This is a genomic window from Egicoccus sp. AB-alg2, from assembly GCF_041821065.1.
Classification (GTDB): domain Bacteria; phylum Actinomycetota; class Nitriliruptoria; order Nitriliruptorales; family Nitriliruptoraceae; genus Egicoccus.
Genome location: NZ_JBGUAX010000001.1, coordinates 12,144 through 38,561 on the forward strand (window position 1 = coordinate 12,144; position 26,418 = coordinate 38,561).

General features: G+C 74.7%; 23 protein-coding genes and 1 tRNA gene. 21 read left to right on the plus strand and 3 right to left on the minus strand.

The genetic code is table 11. From position 1 onward, the window contains the following. The 7 genes from ACERM0_RS00075 to ACERM0_RS00105 all read left to right on the plus strand — a co-directional run bounded on the left by ACERM0_RS00075 (nucleotide 1) and on the right by ACERM0_RS00105 (nucleotide 8,016). Nucleotides 1-939 carry a M23 family metallopeptidase gene (locus tag ACERM0_RS00075; RefSeq protein WP_373676445.1) on the plus strand — a complete coding sequence of 313 codons (939 nt, stop codon included), beginning with the start codon at nucleotides 1-3 and terminating at the stop codon, nucleotides 937-939. A gap of 126 nt (nucleotides 940-1,065) precedes the next feature. Continuing rightward, nucleotides 1,066-2,838 carry a CTP synthase gene (locus ACERM0_RS00080; RefSeq protein ID WP_373676446.1) on the plus strand — a complete coding sequence of 591 codons (1,773 nt, stop codon included), beginning with the start codon at nucleotides 1,066-1,068 and terminating at the stop codon, nucleotides 2,836-2,838. Nucleotides 2,839-2,873: 35 nt separating this feature from the next. Further along, complete coding sequence (locus tag ACERM0_RS00085) at nucleotides 2,874-3,425, plus strand: NUDIX domain-containing protein (RefSeq protein WP_373676447.1); 552 nt, start codon at nucleotides 2,874-2,876, stop codon at nucleotides 3,423-3,425. 104 nt (nucleotides 3,426-3,529) lie between these two features. After that, on the plus strand, nucleotides 3,530-4,474 hold the full coding sequence (gene xerD / locus ACERM0_RS00090; RefSeq protein WP_373676448.1) for a site-specific tyrosine recombinase XerD: 945 nt from the start codon (nucleotides 3,530-3,532) through the stop codon (nucleotides 4,472-4,474). A gap of 898 nt (nucleotides 4,475-5,372) precedes the next feature. Beyond that, nucleotides 5,373-6,254 (plus strand): ParA family protein, encoded by an 882-nt coding sequence (locus tag ACERM0_RS00095; protein ID WP_373676449.1) that lies wholly within the window; start codon nucleotides 5,373-5,375, stop codon nucleotides 6,252-6,254. Beyond that, the gene (locus ACERM0_RS00100; protein WP_373676450.1) at nucleotides 6,238-6,606 is read left to right on the plus strand and encodes a hypothetical protein; all 369 of its coding nucleotides are present in this window, start codon (nucleotides 6,238-6,240) and stop codon (nucleotides 6,604-6,606) included. Before ACERM0_RS00095 ends, ACERM0_RS00100 begins: the two co-directional genes overlap by 17 nt. Nucleotides 6,607-6,675: 69 nt before the next feature. Further along, nucleotides 6,676-8,016, plus strand: a complete 1,341-nt coding sequence (locus ACERM0_RS00105; RefSeq protein ID WP_373676451.1) for a thymidine phosphorylase — start codon at nucleotides 6,676-6,678, stop codon at nucleotides 8,014-8,016. A gap of 103 nt (nucleotides 8,017-8,119) precedes the next feature. Here ACERM0_RS00105 and ACERM0_RS00110 read toward each other — a convergent pair whose 3' ends face one another. Beyond that, complete coding sequence (locus ACERM0_RS00110) at nucleotides 8,120-8,761, minus strand: response regulator (RefSeq protein WP_373676452.1); 642 nt, start codon at nucleotides 8,759-8,761, stop codon at nucleotides 8,120-8,122. Then, nucleotides 8,758-10,410 carry an ATP-binding protein gene (locus ACERM0_RS00115; protein ID WP_373676453.1) on the minus strand — a complete coding sequence of 551 codons (1,653 nt, stop codon included), beginning with the start codon at nucleotides 10,408-10,410 and terminating at the stop codon, nucleotides 8,758-8,760. The genes ACERM0_RS00110 and ACERM0_RS00115 overlap by 4 nt, the downstream gene beginning before the upstream one ends. A gap of 571 nt (nucleotides 10,411-10,981) precedes the next feature. On the opposite strand from ACERM0_RS00115, the gene ACERM0_RS00120 reads away from it, so the two are divergent. From ACERM0_RS00120 to ACERM0_RS00140, 5 genes are all read left to right on the plus strand, one after another. Then, nucleotides 10,982-11,785 (plus strand): hypothetical protein, encoded by an 804-nt coding sequence (locus ACERM0_RS00120; protein WP_373676454.1) that lies wholly within the window; start codon nucleotides 10,982-10,984, stop codon nucleotides 11,783-11,785. A gap of 5 nt (nucleotides 11,786-11,790) precedes the next feature. Further along, the gene (locus tag ACERM0_RS00125) at nucleotides 11,791-12,474 is read left to right on the plus strand and encodes a DUF4129 domain-containing protein (protein ID WP_373676455.1); all 684 of its coding nucleotides are present in this window, start codon (nucleotides 11,791-11,793) and stop codon (nucleotides 12,472-12,474) included. Next, complete coding sequence (locus ACERM0_RS00130) at nucleotides 12,471-13,649, plus strand: DUF4350 domain-containing protein (protein WP_373676456.1); 1,179 nt, start codon at nucleotides 12,471-12,473, stop codon at nucleotides 13,647-13,649. The genes ACERM0_RS00125 and ACERM0_RS00130 overlap by 4 nt, the downstream gene beginning before the upstream one ends. A 103-nt stretch (nucleotides 13,650-13,752) precedes the next feature. Then, a complete protein-coding gene (locus tag ACERM0_RS00135; RefSeq protein ID WP_373676939.1) occupies nucleotides 13,753-14,724 on the plus strand; it encodes an AAA family ATPase in 972 nt (323 codons plus the stop codon). Continuing rightward, nucleotides 14,721-16,079, plus strand: coding sequence for a DUF58 domain-containing protein (locus ACERM0_RS00140; protein ID WP_373676457.1), 1,359 nt, complete (start codon nucleotides 14,721-14,723; stop codon nucleotides 16,077-16,079). The genes ACERM0_RS00135 and ACERM0_RS00140 overlap by 4 nt, the downstream gene beginning before the upstream one ends. Here the strand turns inward: ACERM0_RS00140 and ACERM0_RS00145 are convergent. Further along, nucleotides 16,049-17,014 (minus strand): stage II sporulation protein M, encoded by a 966-nt coding sequence (locus ACERM0_RS00145; RefSeq protein WP_373676458.1) that lies wholly within the window; start codon nucleotides 17,012-17,014, stop codon nucleotides 16,049-16,051. The genes ACERM0_RS00140 and ACERM0_RS00145 overlap by 31 nt on opposite strands. A 125-nt stretch (nucleotides 17,015-17,139) precedes the next feature. Here ACERM0_RS00145 and ACERM0_RS00150 point away from each other — a divergent pair, with 125 nt between their 5' ends. The 9 genes from ACERM0_RS00150 to ACERM0_RS00190 all read left to right on the plus strand — a co-directional run bounded on the left by ACERM0_RS00150 (nucleotide 17,140) and on the right by ACERM0_RS00190 (nucleotide 26,416). Then, nucleotides 17,140-18,102, plus strand: a complete 963-nt coding sequence (locus ACERM0_RS00150; protein WP_373676459.1) for an RDD family protein — start codon at nucleotides 17,140-17,142, stop codon at nucleotides 18,100-18,102. Nucleotides 18,103-18,254: 152 nt separating this feature from the next. Further along, nucleotides 18,255-19,091 carry a ScpA family protein gene (locus tag ACERM0_RS00155; protein WP_373676460.1) on the plus strand — a complete coding sequence of 279 codons (837 nt, stop codon included), beginning with the start codon at nucleotides 18,255-18,257 and terminating at the stop codon, nucleotides 19,089-19,091. Beyond that, entirely contained in the window at nucleotides 19,088-20,047 is a 960-nt protein-coding gene (gene scpB, locus ACERM0_RS00160; protein WP_373676461.1) for an SMC-Scp complex subunit ScpB, read from the plus strand. The genes ACERM0_RS00155 and scpB overlap by 4 nt, the downstream gene beginning before the upstream one ends. Continuing rightward, complete coding sequence (locus ACERM0_RS00165; protein ID WP_373676462.1) at nucleotides 20,040-20,882, plus strand: pseudouridine synthase; 843 nt, start codon at nucleotides 20,040-20,042, stop codon at nucleotides 20,880-20,882. Before scpB ends, ACERM0_RS00165 begins: the two co-directional genes overlap by 8 nt. Then, complete coding sequence (gene aroH / locus ACERM0_RS00170; RefSeq protein ID WP_373676463.1) at nucleotides 20,879-21,250, plus strand: chorismate mutase; 372 nt, start codon at nucleotides 20,879-20,881, stop codon at nucleotides 21,248-21,250. The genes ACERM0_RS00165 and aroH overlap by 4 nt, the downstream gene beginning before the upstream one ends. 124 nt (nucleotides 21,251-21,374) lie before the next feature. Beyond that, complete coding sequence (locus tag ACERM0_RS00175; RefSeq protein WP_373676464.1) at nucleotides 21,375-22,532, plus strand: prephenate dehydrogenase/arogenate dehydrogenase family protein; 1,158 nt, start codon at nucleotides 21,375-21,377, stop codon at nucleotides 22,530-22,532. A gap of 137 nt (nucleotides 22,533-22,669) precedes the next feature. Beyond that, the gene (aroA, locus tag ACERM0_RS00180; protein ID WP_373676465.1) at nucleotides 22,670-23,953 is read left to right on the plus strand and encodes a 3-phosphoshikimate 1-carboxyvinyltransferase; all 1,284 of its coding nucleotides are present in this window, start codon (nucleotides 22,670-22,672) and stop codon (nucleotides 23,951-23,953) included. Nucleotides 23,954-24,040: 87 nt separating this feature from the next. Further along, nucleotides 24,041-26,194 carry a ribosome biogenesis GTPase Der gene (gene der, locus ACERM0_RS00185; RefSeq protein ID WP_373676466.1) on the plus strand — a complete coding sequence of 718 codons (2,154 nt, stop codon included), beginning with the start codon at nucleotides 24,041-24,043 and terminating at the stop codon, nucleotides 26,192-26,194. Nucleotides 26,195-26,342: 148 nt separating this feature from the next. Beyond that, nucleotides 26,343-26,416, plus strand: a tRNA-Pro gene (locus ACERM0_RS00190). Nucleotides 26,417-26,418 lie beyond the last annotated feature (2 nt).

Consider the following 26,418-nt stretch of genomic DNA (forward strand, 5'->3'; position numbering starts at 1 on the left):
GTGGTGTTCGTCGCCCTCGGCGGCCTCCTCGCCAGCGTCTCGGCCGTCTACGCCGTCGGTGCCGGTGGTCCCGGCGGCGCCATGGCGGGGCTGGAAGCCGACGACCAGGAAGCAGCCATCCGTCCCGCCCGGGCACCGCGCGCGGTCGAACGCGCACAGCCGTCGGGCCGGAGCACGACGCCCGCCGACCCGGCCACGGCGTCCACCGACCCGACCGTGGCGTCCGCCGGTACCGACGCGGCCCTGACCGACGCGCAGCCCGACGCCGTGCCGGTGCCGGCGACCGGGCCCTTCGCGCGCGTCGGTGAGCTGCAGCTGTGGCTGCCCGCGGACGAGTTGGTGGTCCTGGGCTTCCACGAGTCCGCGAACCGTGACGCGCTGGCGATGGAACCGGTCGGCGCGATCACCGACCACCAGAACACGACGAAGTTCGGCCCGCCGCCGACGGACCCCGCGGGGACCGACTACCTCGTGCTGTCGTCGCGCGGACGGCCCACGCCGGCGACCTCGGCCGCCGATCTGGTCTATCCCGACGGGGTGCCCCTCCGCGCACCCGTCGACGGCGAGGTCGTCGACGTCCGCGAGTACCACCTCTACGGCCGCCACCTCGACACCCGGATCGAGATCGTCCCGGACGCCGCACCGCACCTGCGGATCGTGCTGATCCACGTCGACGGCGCCGCGGTGGCAGCCGGCGACCGGGTCGAAGCCGGCCGCACCGTCATCGCACCGGCCGTGCGCCGGTTCTCGTTCTCCAGCCACATCGACCGCTACACCGAGCCGGACCGGTTCGGTCACGTCCACCTCGAGGTGCAGCCGGTCGACGCCCCCCGCCCGGGCGACGATGGCCCCGCCGACCCGGACCACGATGCCGCCTCCCGCCCCGACGAGGATGGCACCACCCGCCCCGACGACCCCGACGCCTCGCCGGACGGCTGATCGACCCGTCGGCGGTGTCACCTCGTTGGCCCGCGGCCGGCCGGCCCGCTACCGTCGTCCGGGCCCGCTGCGGCGTGGCCCCCGAAGCAGCCCTCGCCCCTCGCGCGCTCCCAGGAGGCCCCGCAGGTGGTCAAGTACATCTTCGTGACGGGTGGCGTCGCCTCGGCGCTCGGCAAGGGCATCACCGCCGCCTCGCTCGGACGGCTGCTGAAGGCACGCGGCCTGCGGGTCACCATGCAGAAGCTCGACCCGTACCTCAACGTCGACCCCGGCACGATGAACCCGTTCGAGCACGGCGAGGTGTTCGTCACCGACGACGGCGGCGAGACCGACCTCGACCTCGGCCACTACGAGCGGTTCATCGACGAGAACCTGCACCGCGGCTCGTCGGTGTCCTCCGGGCAGATCTGGTTGTCGGTCATCAACAAGGAACGCCGCGGCGACTACCTCGGCAAGACCGTCCAGGTCATCCCGCACATCACCGACGAGATCAAGGCCCGCATCCACGACGTCGCGGGCGCCGGTGGTGACGAGGTCGACGTCGTCATCACCGAGGTCGGCGGGACCGTCGGCGACATCGAGGGCCTGCCGTTCCTGGAGGCGATCCGCCAGCTGCGCTACGACGTCGGTCGCGACAACATCTGCTACGTGCACTGCGCCCTGGTGCCCTACATCTCGGCCTCGAACGAGCTGAAGACCAAGCCGGCGCAGCACTCCGTCCGTGAACTGCGCGCCGTCGGTATCCAGCCCGACGTGCTCGTGCTGCGCAGCGACCGCGACCTCGAGGAAGGCCTGCGCCGCAAGGTGGCGCTGCAGTGCGACGTCGAGGTGGATGCGGTCATCGCCTCGGTCGACCGCTCGTCGCTGTACGAGGTGCCGCTCGGCATGCGCGAGGAAGGGCTCGACCGGGTCGTGGCCAAGCGACTGGGGTTGCCCGACGTGACGCCCGACCTGTCGGAGTGGGAGGCGCTGGTCGGACGGGTGCAGTCCGCCCGCGAGACCGTGACGATCGCCATCGTCGGCAAGTACGTCGACCTACCGGACGCGTACCTCTCGGTCGTGGAGAGCCTGCGCCACGGAGGCCTCGCGCACGGCACCGACGTCGAGCTGCGGTGGATCGCCAGCGACGACCTCAGTCCCGTCGACCACGCCGACGCGGCGGAGACGGTCGCCCGCAAGCTCGCGGACGTGGACGGGCTGCTCGTCCCCGGCGGGTTCGGCGTGCGCGGCGTCGAAGGCAAGATCGCCGCGATCCGCTACGCCCGCGAGCACGCCATCCCGTTCCTCGGCCTGTGCCTCGGGCTGCAGTCGGCGGTCATCGAATTCGCCCGCAACGTCGCCGGGCTGCCGTTCGCCCACTCCTCGGAGTTCGAGCCGAACTCGCCCGACCCCGTCATCGACCTGATGCACGACCAGCGGGACGTGACGGACAAGGGTGGGACGATGCGGCTGGGTTCGTACCCGGCCAAGCTGCGGCCCGGGACGCAGACGCGCAAGGCCTACGGGGACGAGCCCGTCATCTACGAGCGTCACCGTCACCGTTTCGAGGTGAACAACCGCTACCGGCAGCGCCTCGAGGAGGCCGGGCTGGTCTTCTCCGGCCTCTCGCCCGACGACCGGCTCGTGGAGTTCATCGAGCTGCCCGACCACCCCTGGTTCGTGGCGACGCAGGCCCACCCGGAGCTGAAGTCACGGCCGAACCGGCCGCACCCGCTGTTCGACGGGTTCGTCGGCGCGGCGCTGCAACGTCGGCGCGAGACCTCCGGGCGTCTGCCGGTGGAGATCGACGGCGAGCTGGGCGACGGCGCCAACCAACTCGACGAGCCGACCGCCGCCGAACTCGCCGAGGCCGTGGGACGTGACGGCCTGTCCGACTCGCTGTCCGGCGCGCGCGACTGACCTCGCCCGGACCGCGGACGACCGCAGGAGGAACCGTGACCGTCTGGTTCGAGACCACCGATCGCCGCACCGTCTACGACGGTCGGGCCACGGTCCGGATCGACACGGTGCGGATGCCCGACGGTGACGAGGTCGAACGCGAGGTCGTCGAGCAGATGCCGGCCGTCGCCGTCGTCCCCGTGACCGACGACGGCGAGGTCTACCTGCTCAAGCAGTACCGCCAACCGGTCGGCGCCTACGTGCTCGAGGTGCCCGCGGGGGTGCTGGACGTCGACGGCGAGGCGCCCGAGGACGCCGCGCGGCGCGAGCTCGTGGAGGAGATCAGCCACGACTGCGACGAACTCGTCCCGCTGACCGTCTTCCTCAACTCGGCCGGGTGGAGCACCGAGCGGACGCACGTCTACCTCGCCCGTGGGCTCCGGCCGACGTCACCACCCGACGATTTCGTCGTCGAGCACGAGGAAGCCGACATGGAGGTCGTCCGGCTTCCGTTCAAGGAGGCGCTCGCCCTGGTCGTGGCGGGGGAGGTCGCGGACGCCAAGACCGTGGTCGGGCTGCTGTTGGCGGCGCTGGCGTTGGACCGCTGACCGGTCCCAGCGTCGGGTCCGCCGGCGCTCGGGGAGTGGCGCCTCCGCGGGGCGGGGCGCCGCGCTCACTACGCTGATCGGGGAGCGACCGAGGGAGCGAGTGCATGACGCAGCAGCCGGCGGCCGCCGGCGCGTCGTCCGCCACGGGCGCACTCACCTCGAGATATATCGACCACCTGCGGGCGGAGCGCGGGCTGGCCCGCAACACCGTCGAGGCATACCGACGCGATCTCGACCGGTACGCCACCTACCTCGCGGAGGTCGGGCTCACCGATCCGCGTCAGGTGGCGCCGGACGACCTGCAGGCGTTCGTCGCCTGGTTGCGGCGCGCGCGGGTCGGGGACGGGCGGGCCTATGCGGAGTCGTCGGTCGCCCGCATGGTGGTCGCCGTCCGCGGCTTCCACCGGTTCCTCGCCCGGGAGGGGCTGGCGGCGGAGGACGTCGCCGCCGACCTCGGGACCCCCCGGGCGCCCCGGTCGCTGCCGAAGGCGCTTTCGGTCGCGGAGGTCGAACGGTTGCTCGCCGCGCCGGTCGGGTCCGAGCCGCTCGCGCTCCGCGACCGCGCCATCCTCGAGGTGCTGTACGGCGCCGGGCTCCGGATCAGCGAACTGACGGGACTCGACGTCGACGACGTCGACCGCGTCGACCGGTTGGTCCGGGTCCGGGGCAAGGGCGACAAGGAACGCATCGTCCCGTACGGCGAACTCGCGGCGGTCGCCCTGGACGCGTGGATAGTCCAGGCGCGCCCGACCCTCGCCGGCCGGACACCCGCGCTCTACCTCAACGCCCGCGGCGGCCGGCTGACCCGGCAGGGCGCGTGGAAGATCATCGTGGCGCATGCCGACCGGGTCGGCCTGGGGGAGCGCGTCTCCCCGCACACGTTGCGCCACTCGTTCGCGACCCACCTGCTCGACGGCGGGGCGGACGTGCGCGCGGTGCAGGAACTGCTCGGGCACGCCAGTGTCACCACGACCCAGATCTACACGCTGGTGAGTCGTGCCGCCCTGCGGCAGGTCTACGAACGGGCCCACCCCCGCGCGAAGCGCTGACCGGGCGGCGTCGCCCCGCGGCCAGAGTTGCGGCCACTCCCCGGGGGACTCGGAGAGCGAGACCTCCCGACGCTGGAAGAAAGCTCCTAAACCATCACTCGACACCACGCAGGTGTTCAGCGTCGGGGGCTCCACGAACCGGATCGGCTTCCAGGTCCTGGCAATGCTCCTACCTCGCGGCGCTCGTCGGGTGGTCGGCACGGCGGTCGTCGCGAGCGGACCTGATCGCGGGCCGCGTGGGCCGCGGTGCGCGGCCGGGTTCCGCGTCGGACGCGCAGCGCAGGCCGCGTTCCCGGCGGGCCGGGCCCGCGCGCGTGGCCGTGCTGTCGCGAGGGCGGTGGTCAGGCACTCGCTGGGCGAACCCGAGCCGGCCACGTGGGTGTTCGATCCCGGCCGACGCCGGGGGCAGACGGGCGAGGCCGACGAGCCGGCCCGGCTCCGGAGGCGCGTGCTTGCCGCGCCGGAGCGCGCGACCCGCGCGCCACTACCGGAGGCGGAAGAGCGGCGCTCGCCATGACGGACCGGCCCAGTGCGGCGACGGGCGCGCGCGAACGCACAGGCACCGCTCGGCTCTCCCACACCACGCCGACCACGATCGGCGCAGGGGTCGGCGTGCGCATCGGCGTTCGGACGGGCCCGGCGCGACGTGATCCAGGCAGCTGCTCCGGCAGGCCGCTGGAGCCTGGCCGCGCCAGTGGCCGCCACCGCCGATGTGCACAGACCGATGAATCGTTCTATCGCTACGTCGACAGAACGACAACGGTGTGATTGTCCCGCCCTTCCGGCGAGGCTAGGGTCCGGCGACCTCGCGTCGCCGTGTCCCTGCAGCGATGTGGCGAGAGAGCGTTTTGTCGATGAAGCGCCCCGTGCTGGGGCGCTGCCCGCCGAAGGAGGAACCGTGTCGCAAGGTGCGGTCGAACCGACCATGCTCGGGGCTGACGCCGCCGCCAGCCTGCGGTCGCCACGCGACCAGCTGCGGCCCGGTGGCGGGCCGGAGAAGCGCCAGCCCGCGCGCGTCATCGCGATGGCGAACCAGAAGGGCGGCGTGGGCAAGACGACCACGACGATCAACCTCGGAGGGGCGCTCGCCGAGCTCGGTCAGCGGGTTCTGCTCATCGACATGGACCCGCAGGGATCGCTCGGGGTCGGCCTCGGCATCGAGCCGCACGCCCGGCAGGCGACCGTCTACAACCTGCTCATGCAGGACGGCACCACCCTCGACGACGCGTTGGTGGAGTCGCGGATGGAGGGCATGCACCTGCTGCCCGCCAACATCGACCTCGCCGCGGCCGAACTGCTGCTGGTCCAGGAGGTCGCGCGCGAGCAGGCCCTGCAGCGCGTCGTGGACCGGCTCCGGTACCGCTACGACCACATCCTGATCGACTGCCCACCCAGCCTGGGGCTGCTCACGATCAACGGGCTCACGGCGGCCGACGGCGTCATCATCCCCCTGGAGTGCGAGTACTTCGCGCTCCGGGGCATGTCGCTGCTGATGCAGACCCTCGAGCGGGTCCGTGACCGCCTCAACCCTCGACTCGAGCTCGAGGGCATCGTGGCGACCATGTTCGACGCACGGACGCTCCACACCAGGGAAGTCCTGGAACGTGTCCGTGACGCGTTCGGTGGCGCCGTGTTCGAGACGACGATCAACAAGACGATCCGGTTCGCCGAGGCACCGGTCGCCGGCGAGCCGATCCTCAGCTACGCCGGGCGCTCCCGGGGGGCCGAGGCCTATCGCCAGCTCGCCAAGGAGGTCCTCCAGCGTGAACCGTCGAGCTAGCCTGCCCGGCGCGGACGAGTTGTTCCGCGCCACGTCCGGCCGCGACGAGCGTCCCGGCAGCGAGGAACGTTCGCGCCGTGACGAGCCCCGGGGCCGTGCCCGGCTCTCGCCCGCCCCGGACCCGGCGGCCGACGCGCCGGAGGCCTCGGGCCGTGTCCGTCACGACCAGAAGATCACGGTCTATCTGACGGCCCAGGAGCTCCTCGACCTCGAACAGGCGCGCCTGCGGCTGCGGGCCGAGTTCGACATCGCCGTGGACCGCGGTCGCATCGTGCGCGAGGCCGTGGCCGAGTTGCTCCAGGAGCTCCACGAACGCGGACCCGATGCCGCCGTGGTGCGCCGTCTCAGCTGAGACGCCGCATCGCAGCCGCGGGGCACGCGCCGGCTGCCGGCCTTCGGCATCGACGAACAGGTGATCGCCATGTCGACACTCGAGATCCCGGTCCTCATCGCCCGCAAGCGTGACGGTGGCGAGCTCGGCCGCGAGCAGCTGCTGGGATTCGTGGCGGCCTACCTGTCCGGCGAGGTCGAAGACGCCCAGATGGCGGCCTTCCTCATGGCGGGTGTGATCCGTGGGTTCACGCGTGACGAGGCGGTCACCCTGACCGAAGCGCTGCTCGACTCGGGCGAGCGGATCGATCTCACCGGGCTGCGCGGCCCCACGGTCGACAAGCACTCCACGGGCGGGGTGGGGGACACCACCACGCTCGTGGTCGGGCCGCTGCTGGCCGCCGCGGGCTGTCAGGTGGCGAAGCTGTCGGGGCGCGGGCTCGGCCACACCGGCGGCACGCTCGACAAGCTCGAGGCCATCCCGGGGTTGCGGGTCGACCTCGCTCCGGACGAACTGCACGATCAGGTCGAGCGCATCGGCCTCGCCGTCGCGGCCGCGACGCAGGACCTGGTGCCGGCCGACAAGCGCCTGTACGCGCTGCGTGACGTGACCGGCACGGTCGCGAGCCCGGCGCTGATCGCGTCCAGCGTGATGTCGAAGAAGCTGGCTGGCGGGGCCCAGCACGTGCTGCTCGACGTCAAGGCCGGCAGCGGCGCCTTCATGGAGGACATCGACGAAGCGCGGGCGCTGGCGGAGCTCTGCGTGCAGATCGGCGAGGCACACGGCCGCCGGACGGGCGCGCTGGTGACCGACATGTCGCAGCCGCTCGGCGATGCGGTGGGCAACGCCCTGGAGGTGGGCGCGGCCGTGGAGATCCTGCGGGGTGAACGCAGCGGCCGCCTGCGCGACCTCTCGGTCGAGTTGGCGGCCGCGATGCTCGTCCTGACGGGGATCGAACCCGACGCGGCTCGCGCCCGCGTCGACCAGCTCCTGGGTGAAGGGGCTGCACTGGAAACGTTTAGGGAGTTCGTGACGGCGCAGGGTGGCGACCCTGCGGTCGCAGACCGGCCCTGGGAAGTACTGCCAGCTGCACCGATCGTCGCCGAATGGCGCCCCGGCGCCGGCGTGGTCGCCGGCTTCCAGTGCCGGCGCCTCGGCGAACTGGCCGCGCTGCTCGGGGCCGGTCGCCAGCGGCAGGGCGACCAACTCGATCTCGCCGTGGGACTCGAGGTGCTGCCCCGGATCGGCGACCCGGTCGCCGACGACGAGGTGGTCGTCCGTGTGCACGCCCGTCGGCAGGAGGACGCCGACCGCGTCCTGGCCGAGCTCGACGGTGCCGTGCAGTTCGCGCAGGGCTCGGTGCCGACCGTGCCCCTGGTCCACGCACACGTCGGGCTGGCGGGCGACCCATCCGCGGCCTCACCTGCGTGAACGCGTCCAGGTCGTCGCTGACGCGCGCTGGCGCCTCGGAGCAGGGTCCGGCATCTGGCGGTCACCACCAATCGGTGCCACGGAGGTCCCGGCGCGCCTGGTGTCAGCTCCGCGAGGTGACCAGCCCCCGTCGATAGGCCTCGGCAACGGCCTGCGCCCCGGTCTCGACGCCGAGCTTGTGGTAGACGGCGGTGAGATGGTTCTTCACGGTCTTCACCGACAGCTCGAGAGACGTCGCGATCTCGCCCGGGCGCAACCCGCGCGCCAGGGCGAGCAGGACGTCGCGCTCGCGGCTGGTCAGTGCCGCCGGTGCCACCTCACGTCGCGCCGCCAGGGCCGTGGCCCGGTCGGCGACGTTCGAGCTGACGTAGCGCTGCCCGTCGCCCAACCGACGGACGGCGTCGAGCAGCTCGTCGACCGGGGCCGACTTCGACACGAAGCCCTCGGCGTCCAGTGCCAGGACCTGACGCAGACTGGCCTCGTCGTCGTGCATGGTCAGGAACAGGATCCGGACCTCGGGAGACTCCCGGCGGACCTGCTCGGCGGTCGAGAAGCCGTCGCGGCCCGGCATCGCAATGTCCAGCAGCAGCAGGTCGGGCGCCGCCCCGCGGACGGCGGCGATGGCACCGGGGCCGTCGGACGCCTCGGCCACGACGCGCACGCCGTCGGCCTGCGCCAGCGCCTTGACCACGCTCTGCCGGACCAACGTGTGGTCGTCGGCGACCACCACCCGTAGCTGACTCAACGTGGCCTCCCGGACGTGCGTGTGGCCTGGGTTGACGTCGGGCAGCGCAGGTGGACCACGGTGCCGCCGCCGACACGCGGGCGAACTGCCAGCGAGCCGCCGAGCAGACTCGCACGTTCGCGCATGGTGCGCATCCCGACACCGCCGCCCGCCTGGGGGGAGCGGTCCGTCAGCCCGACGCCGTCGTCCTCGACGGTCAACTCCAGCACCGAAGTGTCGCGTTCGAGGGTCACCGTCACGCGCTCCGCGGCCGCGTGGCGAACGGCGTTCGACAGCGCCTCCTGTGCGACCCGCAGCACCTGCTCGGCACGCTCGGAGGCGACCGGTGCGCGGCCGTACGACACGAACTCGAGCGTGGGCCCGGTGGCCGACGTCAATCGATCGACATGTCGACGAAGCTGTACGTCGATGTCTCCCTCCGTCGGCAGGCGCAGGTCCGTGATCGTGGCCCGCAGCTCCTCCAGCGTGTGTCGCGCCAGCCGCGCCAGGCGCGCGAGCTCGGCGTCCTCCGGCGCCAGCGTGGCCGTCAGCGCCCGGAGCTCGAGTTCCATGCTGAGGTGGGCCAGCGACTGCGCGACGCCGTCGTGGAGGTCTCCCGCGAGCCGGCGCCGTGCGGCGTCCGCGGCGCGCGACTGCGTGCCGTCGAACAGCCTGGCGTTGTCCAGTGCCAGGCCCCCGTCCGCGGCGATCGACGCCAGCCGGGGGCGCAGCGCCCGGCCGCGGTCGAGGTCGTCGAAGCCGACCAACAGCACCCCGGCGAGGGAGTGCGCGGTCCCCAGCGCGAGCACCGTCCAGTGCCGTGCCGCGGCCGTCGCCGGCCGCAGGGCGGCCGGCAGTGCCTGCGGGGTGAGGAAACGCGCCCCGGACGCCGAGGTGGCCGCCCTCCCGCGCAGTTCGTCCAGCCGGACCCGCCGACCGGCGCCGGGGGCGAGGCCGGCGGCGGCGGCCGGCTCCAGCAGCCCGTGTTCCTCGACGAGTACGAGGACCGCCCGCGGGCCGGCCAGCGCCCGCACCTCGGCGACCAGTGCGGCCGACACCGTGGCGACGTCCAGCCCACCCGGCAGGTGGTCGGCCATGCTGCGCAGCGAGGACAGCAGTCGGTTGGCGGTCTGGAGCACGATCCGGTCCCGGTCGGACCGCTCGTACACGACCTGGACCACCGACGCCGCGGTGGCGCCGACCGCCGGGAAGAGCAGCGCCGTGGCGAGCCCGCCGCTGACCCCCAGGTCGGGCAGTCGACCGACGGCGGCGAGGCTCGCCACCAGCGCCAGCCCCAACGTGGCCCCCGCGGCCGTGCCGCCCCGCAGGCCGAACGCCGCCCCGGAGCGGACCGCACCGTGCAGCAGGAACGGCAGGAGCGGCAGGACCTGACCACGGGTGAGTGCCGTGAGGACGACACCGGCAGCCACGTCCGCCATCGGCTGCCACGCCGTGCGGGGGAGGGCGGTCGTGAGCGCGACGTAGCCGGCCAGCGCGCCGACGACGCCCGCGGCGAGGTCGACGCCGGCCAGCGTCGCCAGCAGCGGCGTGAGTGCCGCGGCGCCGAGCCGGATCCAGTCCTCGCTGTCCAGGCGCGGAAGGCCCGGCCGCGGGCGGCCTGCCGCCAGGGTCGAAACGCCCCGAGCGAGGCCCTGGTCCGGGTCTCGCACGTTGCCCTCCGACGTGGAACTGCCTGCGGCGTCGATCACGGGACCGGCCCGTGTCGCCGGGCCGTCGTCGCCTCGTTGACCCGTGTCGCGGGCGGAAGGATACTCCTGCACCCTTCTGTCTCGTCGAGGAGCAACCGTGCCCGCCGTCGGAGCCTCCTGGCTGCTGCGCGCCGACGGCCCGCCGCCTCCGCCCCCCGGCTCCGGCGGACCTGGCCCGTCGCCCTGGCGGCCCCCGGAAGCCGACCCGTCCGGTGCCCCGCGCCCATGGCAGGGTCCGGCGGGAGGTCCGCCTCCGGGCGGACGCCCGGGTGGGGCTCCGCCGGGCGGCGGAGGCGGTCCGTGGGGCCCGGCTCCCGGTGGAGGCGGCGGCCCGTGGGGCCCACCCCCGGGCGGGCCGCAAGGACCGCCCCCGGGTGGTGGGGGTCCGTGGGGCCCGGCCCCGGGTGGCCCGCCGCCGGGCGCACCCTTCGCGCCGCCGCCCGGCGCGCCGGGGCACCTGCTGCCGCTGCGCCCGCTCGCGGCCGGCGACGTCCTCGACGGCGCGATCACGATCCTGCGCCGCGGCTTCGGCGTGCTGGCGGCGATCATCCTGCTCGTGCACGGCCCGTACCAGCTGGTGGCGGCGCTGGCCCTGGACCGGGTCCTGCCGGAGTTCGGCGATCCCGACGCCTTCGCGCAGTTCTTCGGTGGCGAGGTGGCCGTCGACCTGCTCCAGCGGATCGTGCTCGTGGGCGGCCTCAGCGCCATCATCGGCCTGCTGGTGCACGTGCTGGTCGGGGGGGCGGTCGTCTCGGCCATCCTCGAACTCGACCACGGCCGCCCGTCGCGTGCCGCGCCGGCCCTGCGGCGCAGCTTCCAGGTGTCGGGCGGCACGCTCGGCGCCAGCGTGCTCGGCATCGTCACGGCCGTGATCGTGGGCGTCATGGTGATGGTGCTGATCGCCCTGCTGGCCGTGGCGGTGCCGCCGCTCGGGATCCTGCTGGGGCTCGCGAGCCTGCCACTGCTCGCGGGCATCGCGATCGCCGTCGTGTACCTCGTCCTGCCCGTGGCGGTCGTGGAGGAGACCGGCCCACTGCGCACGCTCTCCCGCGCGTGGTGGGTGCTGCGCCGTCGGTTCTGGTGGGTGCTCGGCGTGACCTCGCTGGCCGTCCTGCTGGTCGGGGCGATCTCCTTCGGTGTGCAGATGCTCCTGCTGCTGCTCGCCGGGCTCGCCGGCCCGCTCGGGTTCCTGGTCGAGGCCGCCGCCGGCACGTTGAGCGCGCTGATCTCGGTCCCGGTCACGGTCGGGGCCGCCCTGCTGCTCTACCACGACGCCCGCATCCGCGGCGAGGGCTACGACCTGCGGGCCCGCGCGCAGGGCCGGCCGTGGGGTTGACCCGGTTGCCGACCCTCCTTCACGGATCCGGCGTCGTCGCCGCGGCCGCGCCGCTGCGCCACGACCCCGAGGTCCTGCGCGACACCGCGCGTGAACTGCTGTCGCGGCCCCCGTACACCGAGCAGGCGCCGGGCCCGGTCACCGACGTGCTGCTGCGCCTGCGCCAGTGGATCGCCGGCGTTCTGGACGCCGTGCTGGGCGCGGTCGCGGGCAACACGGGGTTCGCCTGGGCCGTCGTCGCGGCCGGCACCGGACTGCTGGTGGTCCTGGCGATCCGCTGGAGCCGCGGCCTCACGCTGGACCGCGCCGACGCGGTCGCGCCCGTGGGCGAGCCCGGACGCACGGCATCGGATTGGCGGCGCGAGGCCACCGCCCACGCCGAGGTCAGGGCGTGGTCGGAGGCGGTGCGCGCCGGCTACGCGGCGGTCGTGGCCGACCTCGTCGCCGCCGGCGTGCTCACCGACGCGGGCGGGCGGACGGTGGGCGAGATCGACCGGCAGGTGACGGCCGACGACCCGACGAGCGCACCGGCGGTGCGCCGCGCCGGACGAGTGTTCGAGGACGTCTGGTACGGGCACCGCCAGGCCGGTGAGGACGACTTCCGAGCCGTCGTGGCCGCCTGGCGTACCGAGCGGGCCGGGGCGGCCACCCGCGGGCGTGCCGCTGCGGACGCGGAGTCGGCGCCTTGACGCGGATCGACGCACCCGGGCGAGCCGGCCCCCGGCGGGGCCGTCTCGCGGTCGTGGCCGCCGTCGTCAGCCTCGTGGTCGCCGGCCTGCTGGTCGGGCCCACCGCCACCGACGACCCACTGGACCCGGCCTCGGTCGGCCCGGAGGGCCTGCGCGGGCTGGTCGAGGTGCTCCGCCACAACGACGTCGACGTGGACGTCTCGCTGGAACCTCCCGCCGACCAGGCGACCAGCGTCTTCGTCCCCGTCGACCTGCTCACCGACGCCCGACGCGACGCGCTGCTCGACTGGGTGGAGGCCGGCGGGCGGCTGGTGGTCGCCGACGCGGGCTCGCCGCTGCACGGCCTGGCCGCCGCCGGCGCCGGGTTCGTCGACACCATCGGGCCGACGACCCGCGCACCCCGCTGCGACCTGCTCCCCGAGGTGGCGGCGGTCACCCATGCCGGCTGGGTCGGCTACGAGGTCCCCGACGACGCGACGGCCTGCTTCGCGCTGGGGGACGACCACGCCTGGCTGGTCGCGACCAGCCACGGCAGCGGCGAGGTGGTCGCGCTGGGTTCGGCCGCGCCCTTCACCAACCGGCTGCTCGACGACGACGACCATGCCGTGCTGGCGGCGAGCCTGCTCGCGCCCGCACCGGGGGACCGGCTGCGGATCGCGCCGCGCCCCCCGCTGGGCGAGGGCGAGACCTCGCTGCTGGACCTGGTCGACCCGCGGGTGTGGCAGGGGCTGGCGCTGCTCCTGGGGGCCGTCGTCGTGGCAGCGATCGCCCGCGGGCGCCGGCTCGGCCGTCCCGTGGCCGAGCAGCTACCGCCGGTGCTTCCCTCGATCGAGCTCACGAACTCGCTCGCGCAGTTGTTGCAACGCGCCGGTCGGCCGGCCGCGGCGGCCACGCGTCTGCGCGCCGACGCCCGCGGGGTCGTGGCCCACGCGACCGGGCAGCCGCCCCATGTCACGGACGAGCGGCTGGTCGCCGCGGCCGTCGCCCGGCTGGGCGTGTCCGAGGTTGAGGCCCGCACGGCCCTGCTCGACCAGCCCGAGGTCGCCGACGCCGACCTGCTCACCGTCCAGAAGGCGGTCCGACGCCTCCGCCACGCCGCCACCCACGCCGGCACCGGCGACGACGCCGGCGACGACGCCCGCGATGCCGCCGGCGACGAACCCATCCAGCGATGAAACGATCTGTCGACCTGTCGTCCCGGATTCCGGCGAGCCGCTGCCGGGAACACGCGATCAACCCTTCCAGGAGCTCCACGTGACCGAGTCCGCCTCACCGTCCCTGGCCGCGCCCGAGGTGACCGACGCCGACGCGCGGTCGGCCCTGGTGGCCGTGCGCGAGGAGATCGCCAAGGTCGTCGTCGGGCAGGAACCGGTGGTCACCGGGCTGGTCACCGCCCTGCTCGTGCGGGGGCACGTGCTGCTCGAGGGCGTGCCCGGTGTCGCCAAGACGCTGCTGGTCAACACCCTGGCCGCCGCCCTGGACCTGCGCGCCAACCGGGTGCAGTTCACGCCGGACCTGATGCCGGCGGACGTGACCGGTCAGCACCTCCTCGACGAGGCCGGCACGGGGTTCCGGTTCCGCGAGGGCCCGGTCTTCACCAACCTGCTGCTGGCGGACGAGATCAACCGCACCCCGCCGCGGACCCAGGCGGCCCTGCTGGAGGCGATGCAGGAGCGGCAGGTGACGACCGCCGGGGAGACCCGCCGGTTGCCGGAGCCGTTCCTCGTGGTCGCGACACAGAACCCCGTCGAGTACGAAGGCACCTACCCCCTGCCCGAGGCGCAGCTCGACCGGTTCCTGTTCAAGCTGCAGGTCCCGTACCCGAACGAGGAGCAGGAGCGCGAGATCCTGACCCGCCACGACCGAGGCGGTGACGCTTCCGACCCGGCCGAGGCCGGCGTGCGGCGGGTCGCGGACGCCGCCACGTTGACGGCGGCCCGTCAGCACGTGCGGAGCGTCCGGGTCGAGGCCCCGGTCCGGGACTACGTGGTCGCACTGTGCCGTGCGACGCGCGACGCACCGGCCGTCGAGCTGGGCGTCTCGCCGCGCGGGACGACCATGCTGCTGCACGCGGCCAAGGCCTGGGCGTGGCTGGCGGGACGGCCCTACCTCACCCCGGACGAGGTCAAGGCGGTCGCGAAGCCGACTCTCCGCCACCGCCTGCAGCTGCGTCCGGAGGCGGAGCTGGACGGCACCACGGCCGACCTGGTCCTCGACGGGGTACTGGCCAACGTCCCCGTACCGCGATGAGCGGCGCGCCCACGGCGACCCCCCGCCGCGGCAGCCGCACCTGGTGGTCCGGGGTCCTGCCGCTGCCGACGGTGCGCGCCGCGGCGGTGCTCGTCGCGTTGGTCCCGCTGGTGTGGGTCGCGCCGGTGACGGTGCCGTTCTGGGCGCCGGTGCTGGCGGTCGCGGCACTGGTCACCGCCGACGCCTGGCTCGCGCCGACCCCGTGGCACCTCGTGGTCGACCGCGAGCTGCCGCCGATCGTGAGCCTGGGCAGCGACGCCGAGGTGGTCTGGTCGGTGCGCAACCCGACCGGCCGGCGCGCCGCCGTCGCCGTCGCGGACGCGCTGCCACCCAGTCTCGGCGCGGCGCGGCGACGGTTCGCGCTCACGGTCCCAGCCGGGTCCCGGCGGCAGGTCACGGCGACGCTCGCCCCGAGCCGGCGAGGCACGTTCCGGCCCGCCACGCTCACGGTCCGGGTGACGGGGCCGCTGGGGCTGGGCCGGCGACAGGCCGACCGTGCGGTCCCGGGCCGCGTCGAGGTCCATCCGAGCTTCCGCTCGCGGGCCGCCGCCGAGCTGCGGGTGCGCCGCAACCGGGTCCTCGAGGAGGGCCTGCGCGCCATCCGGGCCCGGGGCGGCGGGACCCAGTTCGACGCGCTGCGCGAGTACGTCGAGGGTGACGACGTGCGCCGGGTGGACTGGGCGGCCACCGCCAGGGCCGGCCACCCGGTCGTCCGCACCTACCGGGCGGAACGCAACCAGCAGGTGCTCGCACTCCTGGACGCCGGCCGCCTCAGCGCCGGACTGGTCGAGGGCGTGCCCCGGCTCGACCACGCCATGGACGCCGTCCTGGCGCTCGCGACGATCGCCATGCGCTCCGGCGACCGCACCGGCCTGGTCGTGTTCGGCACCGCGGTGCACGCCACGGTGCCGGCCCGCAACGACCAGGGCCAGCTGCGGCGGCTGTCGACGGCCATGCACGCGGTCGAGCCGGAGCTGGCGGAGAGCGACTACCGCGAGGCGTTCCGCACCGCCCTCGGCCGCTTCCGGCGGCAGGCGACGCTGGTGCTGTTCACCGAGCTCGGCGCCGAGGCGGTGCAGGAGAGCCTCGTCCCGGCCCTGCCGCTGCTGGTCCGCGACCACGCCGTCATCGTCGCGTCGGTGCGTGACCCGGCGGTGGAGCACGCCCGCGACCGTGTCCCGGACCGGCCGGCTGACGTCTACCGCTCGGCGGCCGCCGTCACGGTGCTGCGCGAACGCGACCGGGCGGCCCAGCAGCTGCGCGCCCTCGGGGTGCAGGTCGTGGACGCGCTGCCGGGTGAGTTGGCGGGTCGTGTCGGCGACGCCTACCTGGAGACCAAGGCCCGCGGACGCTGACCTGCGGCGGCCGCGCCCTCGCCCAGCGCGCCGGTGCGGCCGGCCCGAGCGGCGCGCATGCCCAGGACGCCGACGTAGGCGAGGAACGCCGCCCACACCGCGGCGCCGGTCCCGACCCGCGCCCAGGTCGGCCACGGCGCGGCGGTGACGTAGCCCTCCAGCAGGCCGGCCACCAGGAAGACGAGCACCAGGCCGATCACGATCACGATCGAGCGGCGGCCCTCCTCGGCGAGCGCCTCACGTCGGGTGCGGTCGCCCGGTGCCACCAGCGTCCACCCCAGCTGCAGGCCCGCCCCGCCGGCGACGAAGACGGCGGTCAGCTCGAGCAGGCCGTGGGGCAGGATCAGGCCCCAGAAGCGGGCCGCGTCCCCGGCGGCGTGGAAGAGCCCGGCCGCCACCCCGACGTTGACGCCGTTGAAGAGCAGGATCGCCAGGGTCGGCACGCCGGCGGCGATGCCGCTGCCGAACGCGAGCGCACCGACGGCCGCGTTGTTGGTGAACACGCGGGCCGCGAAGGTCGTGCCCGGTTCGGCCGAGTAGTAGGCCTCGAACTCCTCCTCGAGGTAGGCCTGCCGGGCGGCCTCGGGCAGCGCCGCCTCGAACGCGGCCGGGCTGTTCGCCAGCCACACGGCCACGGCGGCGAACCCTGCGACGAAGACGATGGTCGCGACGAGGATCGCCCGCCGCGCGTGCCACACCGCCGCCGGGAAGGTCACCACCACCGCCTCGGCGAACGTGCCCAGCGACCGGGCCCGCGAGCCGTGCACGACCGCCCCCGAACGGGCCACCAGCCCACTGAGCTGGGCCGCCAGCCCCGGGTCGCGGTAGCGCACACGCACGGTTGACAGCTGGCTGGACACCCGCAGGTGCAGCCGCACCAGCTCGTCGAGTTCGGCGTCGGACAGCCGGCCGGGTGCGCCGCCGGCGCGGCGCACGAGCTCGTCCAGCCGCTGCCACGTCGGCTGGTTGCGCAGGATGTACCCGTCGATGTCCGTGGTGTGCCCCCGGGTCGGGCCGGGAGGGACCGGCTACCGTCCCGGCAGTCTAGGAGGCCTGCCGTTTGCGTTCCTCGCCGTCCCCGCCGGGCACCGTCACTCCCGAGGCGGTCGAGCTGGAGCTCGAGTACGCCACCGTCGGCTCGCGCGGGATCGCCTACCTGCTGGACCTGCTGATCATCGGGCTGCTGTTCGTGCTGATCGCCGTCGCCGAGGGCACCTTCGGGGTCAGCGGGTTCGTACCGGGCTGGCTCGGGCTCGCGCTGTTGCTGCTGCTGGCCTTCGCCGTGCAGTTCGGCTACCCGATCGGCTTCGAGACCCTGTGGCGCGGCCGCACCCCCGGCAAGGCGGCCATGGGGCTACGGGTCGTCACGGTCGAAGGGGCGCCCGTCGGGCTGCGCCACGCCGCCCTGCGTGCCGTCGTCGGCCTGTTCGAACTGCTCCCCACGCTCGGCGTGCCGGCGATGATCAGCTCGCTGGTGGGCGCCCGCGGCCAGCGGCTCGGCGACCTCGCGGCCGGGACGGTCGTACTGCGCGAGCGGCGAGGCAGCCGTGCACCGGCACCCCAGCAGTTCGCGGCGCCCCCGGGTCTGGAGGGCTACGTCGCCCACCTCGACGTCAGCCGCCTCGGGCCGGCCGACTACGCAGCCGTCCGTGACACCCTCCTGCGCCTGCACGAGCTGACCCCGGCGGCCCGGCGCCACGTGGCCGAGACCGTCGCCGACGGACTGCTCGGGCGGGTGGCCCCGGCTCCGCCGTCCGGGGTACCGGCCGAGGTCTGGCTGGCCTGCGTCGCCGCCGCCGTGCAGGCACGCCGCTCGCCCGGACCGCGTCCGACGGCGCCCGCCCGGCCCGCCGGCGGCCCGGCCGGGCCGGCCGGTGGCGGCGGATGGGCCGCACCGCCCCGCGAGGCGGGCTCGGATACGCCGCCGGCGTCGCGTGCAGGCGAGGCGGTGGACCCGCCGCGACCCGCCGGGGAGGCCCAGAACCGGCCGGGCACGGACACGGGCTTCCAACCGCCCGCCTGACCCGACACGTCGTCACGTCGGTAGAGCGACGGTGTCGACCTGTCGGCAGGAAACGCCACGACGGACGCTCGTCCCGGTCGGCCGGGGCCCACCGCTACGCTGGCACGCTCGTGCCGGCCCCGTCTTCCCCCGCGCAGGATCGTCCGCCACCCATGGCCTACCAGGTGAAGCTCGAGGTCTTCGAGGGGCCGTTCGACCTGCTGCTGCAGCTCATCTCGCGGCGCAAGCTCGACGTGACCGAGGTCGACCTGGCCGAGATCACGGCCGACTTCCTCGCCCACCTCGAGCAGGGCATCGAGGACCTGGACCTGGAGACCGCCACGCGGTTCCTGGTCGTGGCCGCGACGCTCATCGAGCTCAAGGCGGCACGGCTGCTGCCCCGCGATGACCGCGAGGAGCTCGATGACCTGCTGGGTGACGCACGGGACCTGCTCTACGCCCGCCTGCTCGAGTACCGCGCCTTCCGCGACACGGCCCGTGTGCTGGCCCACCACCTGCTGCGCAACGAGGCGCACCTCGGCCGTGAGGTGCCACCGGAGCCGTGGCTGCAACGGCTCGTGCCGGAGACGCCCCTGGCGGTGGACGCCACCGGGCTGGCAGCCATCGCGGCGTCCGCGCTGGCGCCGACCCCCGAGGCGCCCGTCGACCTCAGCCACATCCGCCGCAGCTACGTGACCATCCGCGAGGCGGCCCTGACCGTCCTCGACCGGCTGCGACCGGGCGGCGAGGCCGCGAGCTTCTCGGACCTGGTCGCCGACCGCGGGCGTGGCGACCGTGTCGTGTTCTTCCTGGCCCTGCTCGAGCTGTTCAAGCTCGGACACGTGGACCTCGACCAGCCCGACCACCGCGGTCCGTTGGCGGTGGCGCGGCGCGAGGGCGGCCAGGACCTGGAGTCCCTGACCGAGTCCGACGACCCCGACGAGTCCGCGCCCGAGGCGGCTGAGGACGCGCCGGCGGAGGCACCCCTGGACGTGCGAGGAGCGTCGTGAGCGAGCCATCACCGACCGACACCCCGGCCGTGGAGACCGGCGACGGCCTGCCGCTGGCGGCCCCGCCCGCCCAGCCGCCGGCCGACGCCGACCTGCGCCCGGGCGTCGAGGCACTGCTGTTCCTCGCCGACGAGCCGCTGGACGCCGCGGCGATCGCCGAGGTCGTCGATCGTGACGTCGCCGAGGTGGAGACGCTGCTGGAGGAGCTCACCGCCAGCTATGCGGCCGCCGGCGGGGGCATACAGATCCGGCAGGTCGCCGGCGGCTGGCGCATGTACACCGCCCAGGCGGCCCGCCCGGTGCTCGAGCGCTGGGCGCTGGCCGGCAAGACCGGCCGGCTGACCCAGGCTGCCCTGGAGACCCTGGCCGTCGTCGCCTACAAGCAGCCCATCAGCCGCAGCGAGATCGGCGACATCCGCGGCGTCAGCGCCGACGGCGCGGTCCGCAGCCTCGTGGCCCGCGGGTTCGTCACCGAGGTCGGCCGCGACGAGGGTCCCGGACAGGCCGTGCTGTACGGCACGACCACCCTCTTCCTCGAGCGGCTCGGTCTGCAGTCCCTCGACGAGCTGCCCCCGCTGACCGACTTCCTGCCGGAGGCGCCCGCCCCCGACGAGCCCGACCTCGCCAGCCTCAAGGAGGTGCGCCAGCGCCTCGCGCGCGGCGACGAGCTGCCCGTGCGCGGCGTCCTGGAAGGTCGTCGGACCAACACCGGCACCGACGAGGAGCCGGACGACGAGGACGACGTGATGCCCGCGCCGACGACGGCGGTGGGGGCCGGCCGCGGCGGCGAGGACATGGACGAGCTGACCGACCGGCTGGAGCAGGCGGCGCGCAACGCCGTCGACCGGCTCCGGCAGGCGGTGGCCGCCGGTGAACGCGACGCCCAGGACGACGCCGCGGACGTCACCGAAGGCGCCGAGGAGCCGACACCCGCCGGGGAGCCTTCCGATGGCTGAGGAACGTGTCCAGAAGGTGCTCGCGGCGGCCGGGATCGCCTCGCGGCGCGCCTGCGAGGAGCTGATCGCCGAGGGCCGCGTCACGGTCAACGGCGAGGTGATCGAACTGGGCGCCAAGTGCGACCCGTTGGCGGACGTCATCGCCGTCGACGGCGAACGGGTCAACACCGACCCGGACAAGCTCTACGTCCTGCTCAACAAGCCGCGCGGGGTGGTGACCACCGTGGACGACCCCCAGGGCCGGCCGACGGTCGTCGATCTGGTCAACCTGCCGCAGCGCCTGTACCCGGTCGGCCGTCTCGACCAGGACACCGAGGGCCTGCTGCTGCTCACCAACGACGGCGAGCTCACCCACCAGCTGCTCCACCCCTCCTTCGAGGTCGAGCGCGTCTACGTGGCACTCGTGCCCGGCCCGGTGCGCAAGAAGGCACTGGCGCAGCTGCGCGAGGGGGTCGAGCTGGACGACGGCATCGCCCGGGCCCGCCGTGCCCGGGTGCTGGAGGAGGAGCGCGGTCGGGCGCTGGTCGAGCTCGTCATGACCGAGGGCCGCAAGCGTGAGGTGCGCCGCATGTTCGCCGCGCTGGGCCTCACCGTGGAGCGGCTGGCCCGGGTCGCCTACGCCGGCGTCGAGCTGGGGGACCTGCGGCAGGGCAAGTGGCGCTTCCTTACGCAGGCGGAGATCGGCCGACTGTATGCGGCGGTCGCGACGCCCCACCGCGGCGACCCGCCACGACGACCGACCGCTGCCCGCGGGTCGCGACGGAGCTCGCGCACCGAGCGCGACGCGCGGGCCGCCAACACGGCGCGGGCGACGCGCCGGGGAGGACCGCGATGAGCGACGAACGCGTCCGGGCGCTGCGCGGCGCCACCACGTTGGACCACGACGACCGCGACCACCTCATCGAGCGAACGCAGGAGCTGATGGCGGCCGTCTTCGCCCGCAACGAGCTGGTCGAGGACGACCTCATCTCGATCGTCTTCACGGCGACCGACGACATCCACGCCGCCTTCCCGGCCGAGGCCGCACGCGAGGCCGGCATCACCCACGTCCCACTGCTGTGTGCCCGCGAGCTGGAGATCGACGGTGGCATCCGGCGCTGCGTCCGGATCCTCGTCCACGCCTACACACGGCGGACACCGCGGGAGCTGCGCCACGTCTATCTGCACGAGGCCCGCCAGCTGCGCACGGACCTCCCGGAATGAGCCGCCACCGCTCCTGCGGCGCCCGGGAGGCGCCGACACCCCCGGTCGGCGGGTGCCTCGACCCTGCCGTGGCCCGCAACGCCCCGCCTGACGCGTCTGAGCGTGTTCGCGCAGGTCAGCGGCCGTGAGCAGCAGCCGGGACCCCGGCGCCGGTCGTGTACTGCCCGGCCGCGTCGCCGTCGTCGGCGGCGGACTGATCGGCGGCTCGCTGGCCGCCGCCTGCCGCCGGGCCGGGGTCGGCGAGGTGGTGCTGACCGACCGCGACCCGCAGGTGCGTCGCCGCGCGGGGGAGCGCGGGCTGGCCGACCGGATCGCGGGAGACGTCGCCGAGGCGGTGGCCGACGCCGATCTGGTCGTGCTGGCCGTGCCCGCGCACGTGGTGCCGGAAGTGGCCCTGACGGCCGCGGCGTCCGCCCCCACCGGCGCGATCCTGACCGATGTGGCCAGCCTCAAGTCCAACTTGACGGTTGATGTCGAGTCGAGGTTGAGGCTTTCGGGGTTGGATCCGAGCCGGTTCGTGGGCGGTCACCCCATGGCCGGCAGCGAGCACAGCGGACCGGACGCGGCCGATCCGACGCTCTTCCAGGGCGCGACCTGGATCCTCACGCCGACCGCGGTCACCGGGACCGCCGCGGTGCAGGTCGTCTCGGGGCTGCTGCGGGGGATCGGCGCCCGGGTCCTGGCCCTGGCGCCCCAGCGTCACGACGAGCTCGTCGCGCTGGTGAGTCACCTCCCTCATCTCGCGGCCAGCACCCTGGCCGACGTCGCCGGTGAGGCCTCGGCGGCCGCGGGGGAGGTGGTCCTCGCGATCGCCGGCGGGGGGTTCCGGGACACGACCCGCGTGGCCGCGTCCGACGCCGCCCTGTGGCGCGGGATCCTGACCGGCAACCGGGCCGCCGTGCTGGCGGCCCTCGAGCGCTACCGCGACCGTCTCTCGGAGGTCCACGACGCGCTCGCGCGCGGTGACGACGACCGCCTGGAGACGGTGTTGGCTCGTGCCAGTGAGGCCCGCCGGCGCATGGTGCCGAAGGCCACCGACGAGGACGTGGTGGACGTCGTCGTGGCCCTCGACGACCGGCCCGGCACGCTCGCCGTCGCCACCACGGCACTGGGGGAGGCCGGCATCAACGTCGAGGACCTCGCCATGCGCCACGCGGTCGACGGCCAACGCGGTGCGCTGCTGGTGCGCGTGGCTGGTGGCGTGCGCGAGCGCGCACTGCAGGTGCTGTCGGCACAGGGGCTGGCCGTGCACGTGGAGTCCGAAGGTGCGGCCGAGAGCTGACCGGCTGACCGGCTGCCCGGCCGGCGGCGGCTCCCGCGCGGATGTGCGGCACCGGCCCGTCGGTGGCAGGCTGCCGGCGGCCACCACGCCCCGAACGACCCTCCCGCCCAGCCGCCCCGTCGCCGTCGAGACCGCCCGTGAACCAGCGCCTGATCGAGCCGCTCACCGTGCCGCCCGACGCGGACGTGCGGGTCCCCGGCTCCAAGAGCCTGACCAACCGTGCGCTGGTGGCGGCGGCGCTGGCGCGCGGCACCTCCGTGCTCGAGGGCGTGCTGTTCGCCGACGACACCGAAGCGATGCTGACCGCGCTGCAGGCCCTCGGGGTGGGCGTGACGGTCGACCACGACGCCGAACGCGTCGTCGTCGAAGGACTCGACGGCGCGGTCCCGGCCGGCCCGACCGACCTGGACGTCCGGCTGTCGGGGACGACGGCGCGGTTCCTCGCGCCGCTGCTGGCGCTGGGGCGCGGCCCCTACCTGCTCGACGCGGCGCCACCGTTCCGGGCCCGGCCGATGGGTCCGCTGTTCACGGCCCTGCGGGACCTGGGGGTCACGATCGAGGAGCAGGGCGCCCCCGGGCACCTGCCGGCCGTGTTCACCTCGGCTGGCGTGCGGGGCGGCCGTCTGACGGTCCCGGCCGACGTCTCCAGCCAGTTCCTGTCCGGCCTGCTGCTGAGTGCCCCGCTGTTCCCAGAAGGCCTCGAGGTGGCCGTGGCCACCGACCTGGTCTCGCGCCCCTACGTCGCCCTGACGACCGCGGTGATGGCCGCGTTCGGTGCACGGGTCGAGGCGGCCGACGACGGCATGTCCTACGTCGTGGCTCCGACCGGCTACCGGGCGGCGGACTACCGCATCGAGCCCGACGCGAGCGCCGCGTCCTACTTCCTCGCCGCCGCCGCCATCACCGGCGGGCGGGTCCGCATCCCCGGGCTCGGCCGCCGTGCCCACCAGGGCGACGTGCGCTTCGCCGACCTGCTCGGCCGCATGGGGGCGCAGGTCGCGTGGTCCGCCGACGCCGTGGAGGTCCGGGGCACCGGCACGCTGCGGGGCATCGACGTCGACATGGCCGACGTGTCCGACACCGCCCAGACGCTCGCGGCGGTGGCCGTCTTCGCCGAAGGGCCCACGCGCGTGCGCGGCATCGGCTTCATCCGCCACAAGGAGACCGACCGGGTGGGTGCGGTCGTGGCCGAACTGCGCCGACTCGGCATCGACGCCCGCGAGGAGGACGACGGCTTCGTGGTCCATCCCGGCGCCCCCACCGCTGGGGTCGTGCACACCTACGACGACCACCGCATGGCGATGAGCTTCGCGCTGCTCGGCCTGCGGGTGCCGGGGATCGTGATCGCGGACCCGGGCTGTGTCGCCAAGACCTTCCCCGACTACTTCGCCGTCCTCGAGTCGCTGCGCCGGGCGGCCTGACAACGGCCCGACGCGCGGTCGTCCGCGGCCACCGCCGGGTCGGGTGGCCGGGCGCCGCGCGGGAGCCGGTCGGCGCCCGCGGGTAGGGTGACCCGGTCCGCCACCCCGGCGCCCGCCGTCCGCCACCTCGTGTCCCAGGAGTACCTCGCCGTGCCCGCCGATGCCTCGTCGCGCATCCCGCCGACCGCGGACGACACCGCCGATGGCACCGTGGACGACGCCCCGCACGACGCCGAACGTGTCGGGGCGGGACGTCCCCTGGTGGTCGCGATCGACGGACCGGCCGGCTCGGGCAAGTCGTCGGTCGCCCGGCGCGTCGCTCAACGGCTGGGCATGCCCCACGTCGACACGGGCGCGCTGTACCGGGCCGCGACGCTGGCGGTCCTGCGCGCGGAGGTCGACCCGGACGACGAAGACGCCTGCGCGGCCGTGGTCGCGGCGGTCGACCTGCAACGCCGCGGCGACCGCACCTTCCTCGACGGCGAGGACGTCGAGGACGAGATCCGCGGTGACGCCGTCACGGCCGCGGTCTCCGCGGTGTCGGCACACGCCGCCGTCCGCGCGGCGCTGCTGCCCGCCCAGCGGCACGCGGTCGCCGAGCACGGGGGCGTGGTGGAGGGGCGCGACATCGGCTCGGCCGTGCTGCCCGAGGCGGACGTCAAGGTGTTCCTGACCGCGTCGGTCGAGGAGCGCGCCCGCCGCCGCGGCGGCCAGGTCGGCCGCGACGACCTCGAGGTGCTCGCGCAGGAGATCGCCGCACGCGACGCCGCCGACGGTGGCCGCGCGGTGTCGCCGATGGCCGTTGCCGACGACGCCTGGGTGCTGGACTCCTCCGATCTCGACGTCGAGCAGGTGGTCGACGCGGTGGTGGACCGGGTCCGCGAGGTGGCCGGCGCCCGCCCGGTCGACCCGCTGTCCGCCCGCCGTGCCCTGCCGCGCGTCGCCATCGTCGGACGGCCCAACGTCGGCAAGTCCACGCTGGTCAACCGCATCCTCGGCGCCCGCGTCGCCATCGTCGAGGAGAAGCCCGGCGTGACCCGCGACCGCACCGAACATCCCGCGGAGTGGCTCGGGCGCCACTTCCTCGTCGTCGACACCGGCGGCTGGGAGCACCAGGCCGAGGGCATGGCCGCCCGCATCGTCGAGCAGGCCGAGGCCGCGGTCACCGACGCCGACCTGGTGCTGTTCGTGGTGGACGCGACGGTCGGGGCGCTGGAGGACGACGAGCGCTACGCCCGCCTGCTGCGTCGCAGCGGCGTGCCGACGCTGCTGGTGGCCAACAAGGTCGACAGCAACGCACAGGAGTCACTGGTCCACGAGCTGTACGGGCTCGGCCTGGGCGCAGCCCACCCCGTGTCCGCACGGCACGGCCGCGGCGTCGGTGACCTGCTCGACGAGGTACTGGCGGGCCTGCCGGAGGCGGCCGAGGTGGCGCCCGAGGCCGACGCGGTCCCGCGGGTGGCGATCGTCGGCAAGCCCAACGTCGGCAAGTCCTCACTGTTCAACCGCCTGCTGGGTCAGGAACGCTCCATCGTCGACAGCGTCCCGCACACCACCCGCGATGCGGTCGACACCATGGTGGAGGTCGACGGCGAGCCGTGGGTGTTCGTCGACACCGCCGGTATGCGGCGGCGCTACCGCCACGGCGAGGAGACCGAGCTGTACTCGGTCGACCGGACCCGCGCCGCCATCCAGGGCGCCGACCTGGTCCTGTTCGTGATCGACGCGTCCGAGCCGCTGGGGGAGCAGGACCAGCGGCTGGCCGCCCTGCTGCGCGAGGCCGGCCGCGGGGTCGTGCTGGTGTGCAACAAGTGGGACCTCGTCGACGAGGACCGTCGCCACGAACTCGAGCGCGAACTCGACCGGTTGCTGTCGTTCGCGGCCTGGGCGCCGCGCGTGAACGTGTCCGCGGCCAGCGGCCGGGGTCTGCGCCGCCTGCTGCCGCAGCTGCGCAGCGTCTGGGGCAACTACCGCCGTCGCGTGCCGACCCGCGAGCTCAACCGACTCGTCGAGGACGCGGTCGCGCGCCACCCGCTGCCACGGCAGGGCAACCGCAACCTCAAGATCCGCTACGCCACCCAGGCCGAGATCGCCCCGCCGCGCTTCGTGCTGTTCGCCAACGGGGCGCTGCCGCCGTCCTACCGGCGCTACCTGGAGCGCGAACTGCGCCAGCAGCACGACTTCACGGGTGTGCCCCTGCTGTTCGAGGACCGCCCGCCCGCGCCCCGCAACCGGCGCTGACCGGGCGCCGGCGACACCGCGCGGCGGGATCGCCCGGTTGGCTCGCGGCGGCCGCAGGCGGTAGCGTGCTCGCTTCGCGCGACCGGCCTTCGCCGGGCGCGCACTGGTGGCCGACGACCCGCGTTCGCAGGTCCGTCGGGCCGACCACCGGGCTGTGGCGCAGTCAGGTAGCGCACTCGTCTGGGGGGCGAGGGGTCGCCGGTTCAAGTCCGGCCAGCCCGACG

Coding starts and splice junctions, on each gene's coding strand:
- ACERM0_RS00165 (WP_373676462.1), top strand. CDS start 20,040: ATGGCTGAGGAACGTGTCCAGAAGGTGCTCGCGGCGGCCGGGATCGCC.
- ACERM0_RS00155 (WP_373676460.1), top strand. CDS start 18,255: ATGGCCTACCAGGTGAAGCTCGAGGTCTTCGAGGGGCCGTTCGACCTG.
- aroH (WP_373676463.1), top strand. CDS start 20,879: ATGAGCGACGAACGCGTCCGGGCGCTGCGCGGCGCCACCACGTTGGAC.
- xerD (WP_373676448.1), top strand. CDS start 3,530: ATGACGCAGCAGCCGGCGGCCGCCGGCGCGTCGTCCGCCACGGGCGCA.
- ACERM0_RS00140 (WP_373676457.1), top strand. CDS start 14,721: ATGAGCGGCGCGCCCACGGCGACCCCCCGCCGCGGCAGCCGCACCTGG.
- ACERM0_RS00105 (WP_373676451.1), top strand. CDS start 6,676: ATGTCGACACTCGAGATCCCGGTCCTCATCGCCCGCAAGCGTGACGGT.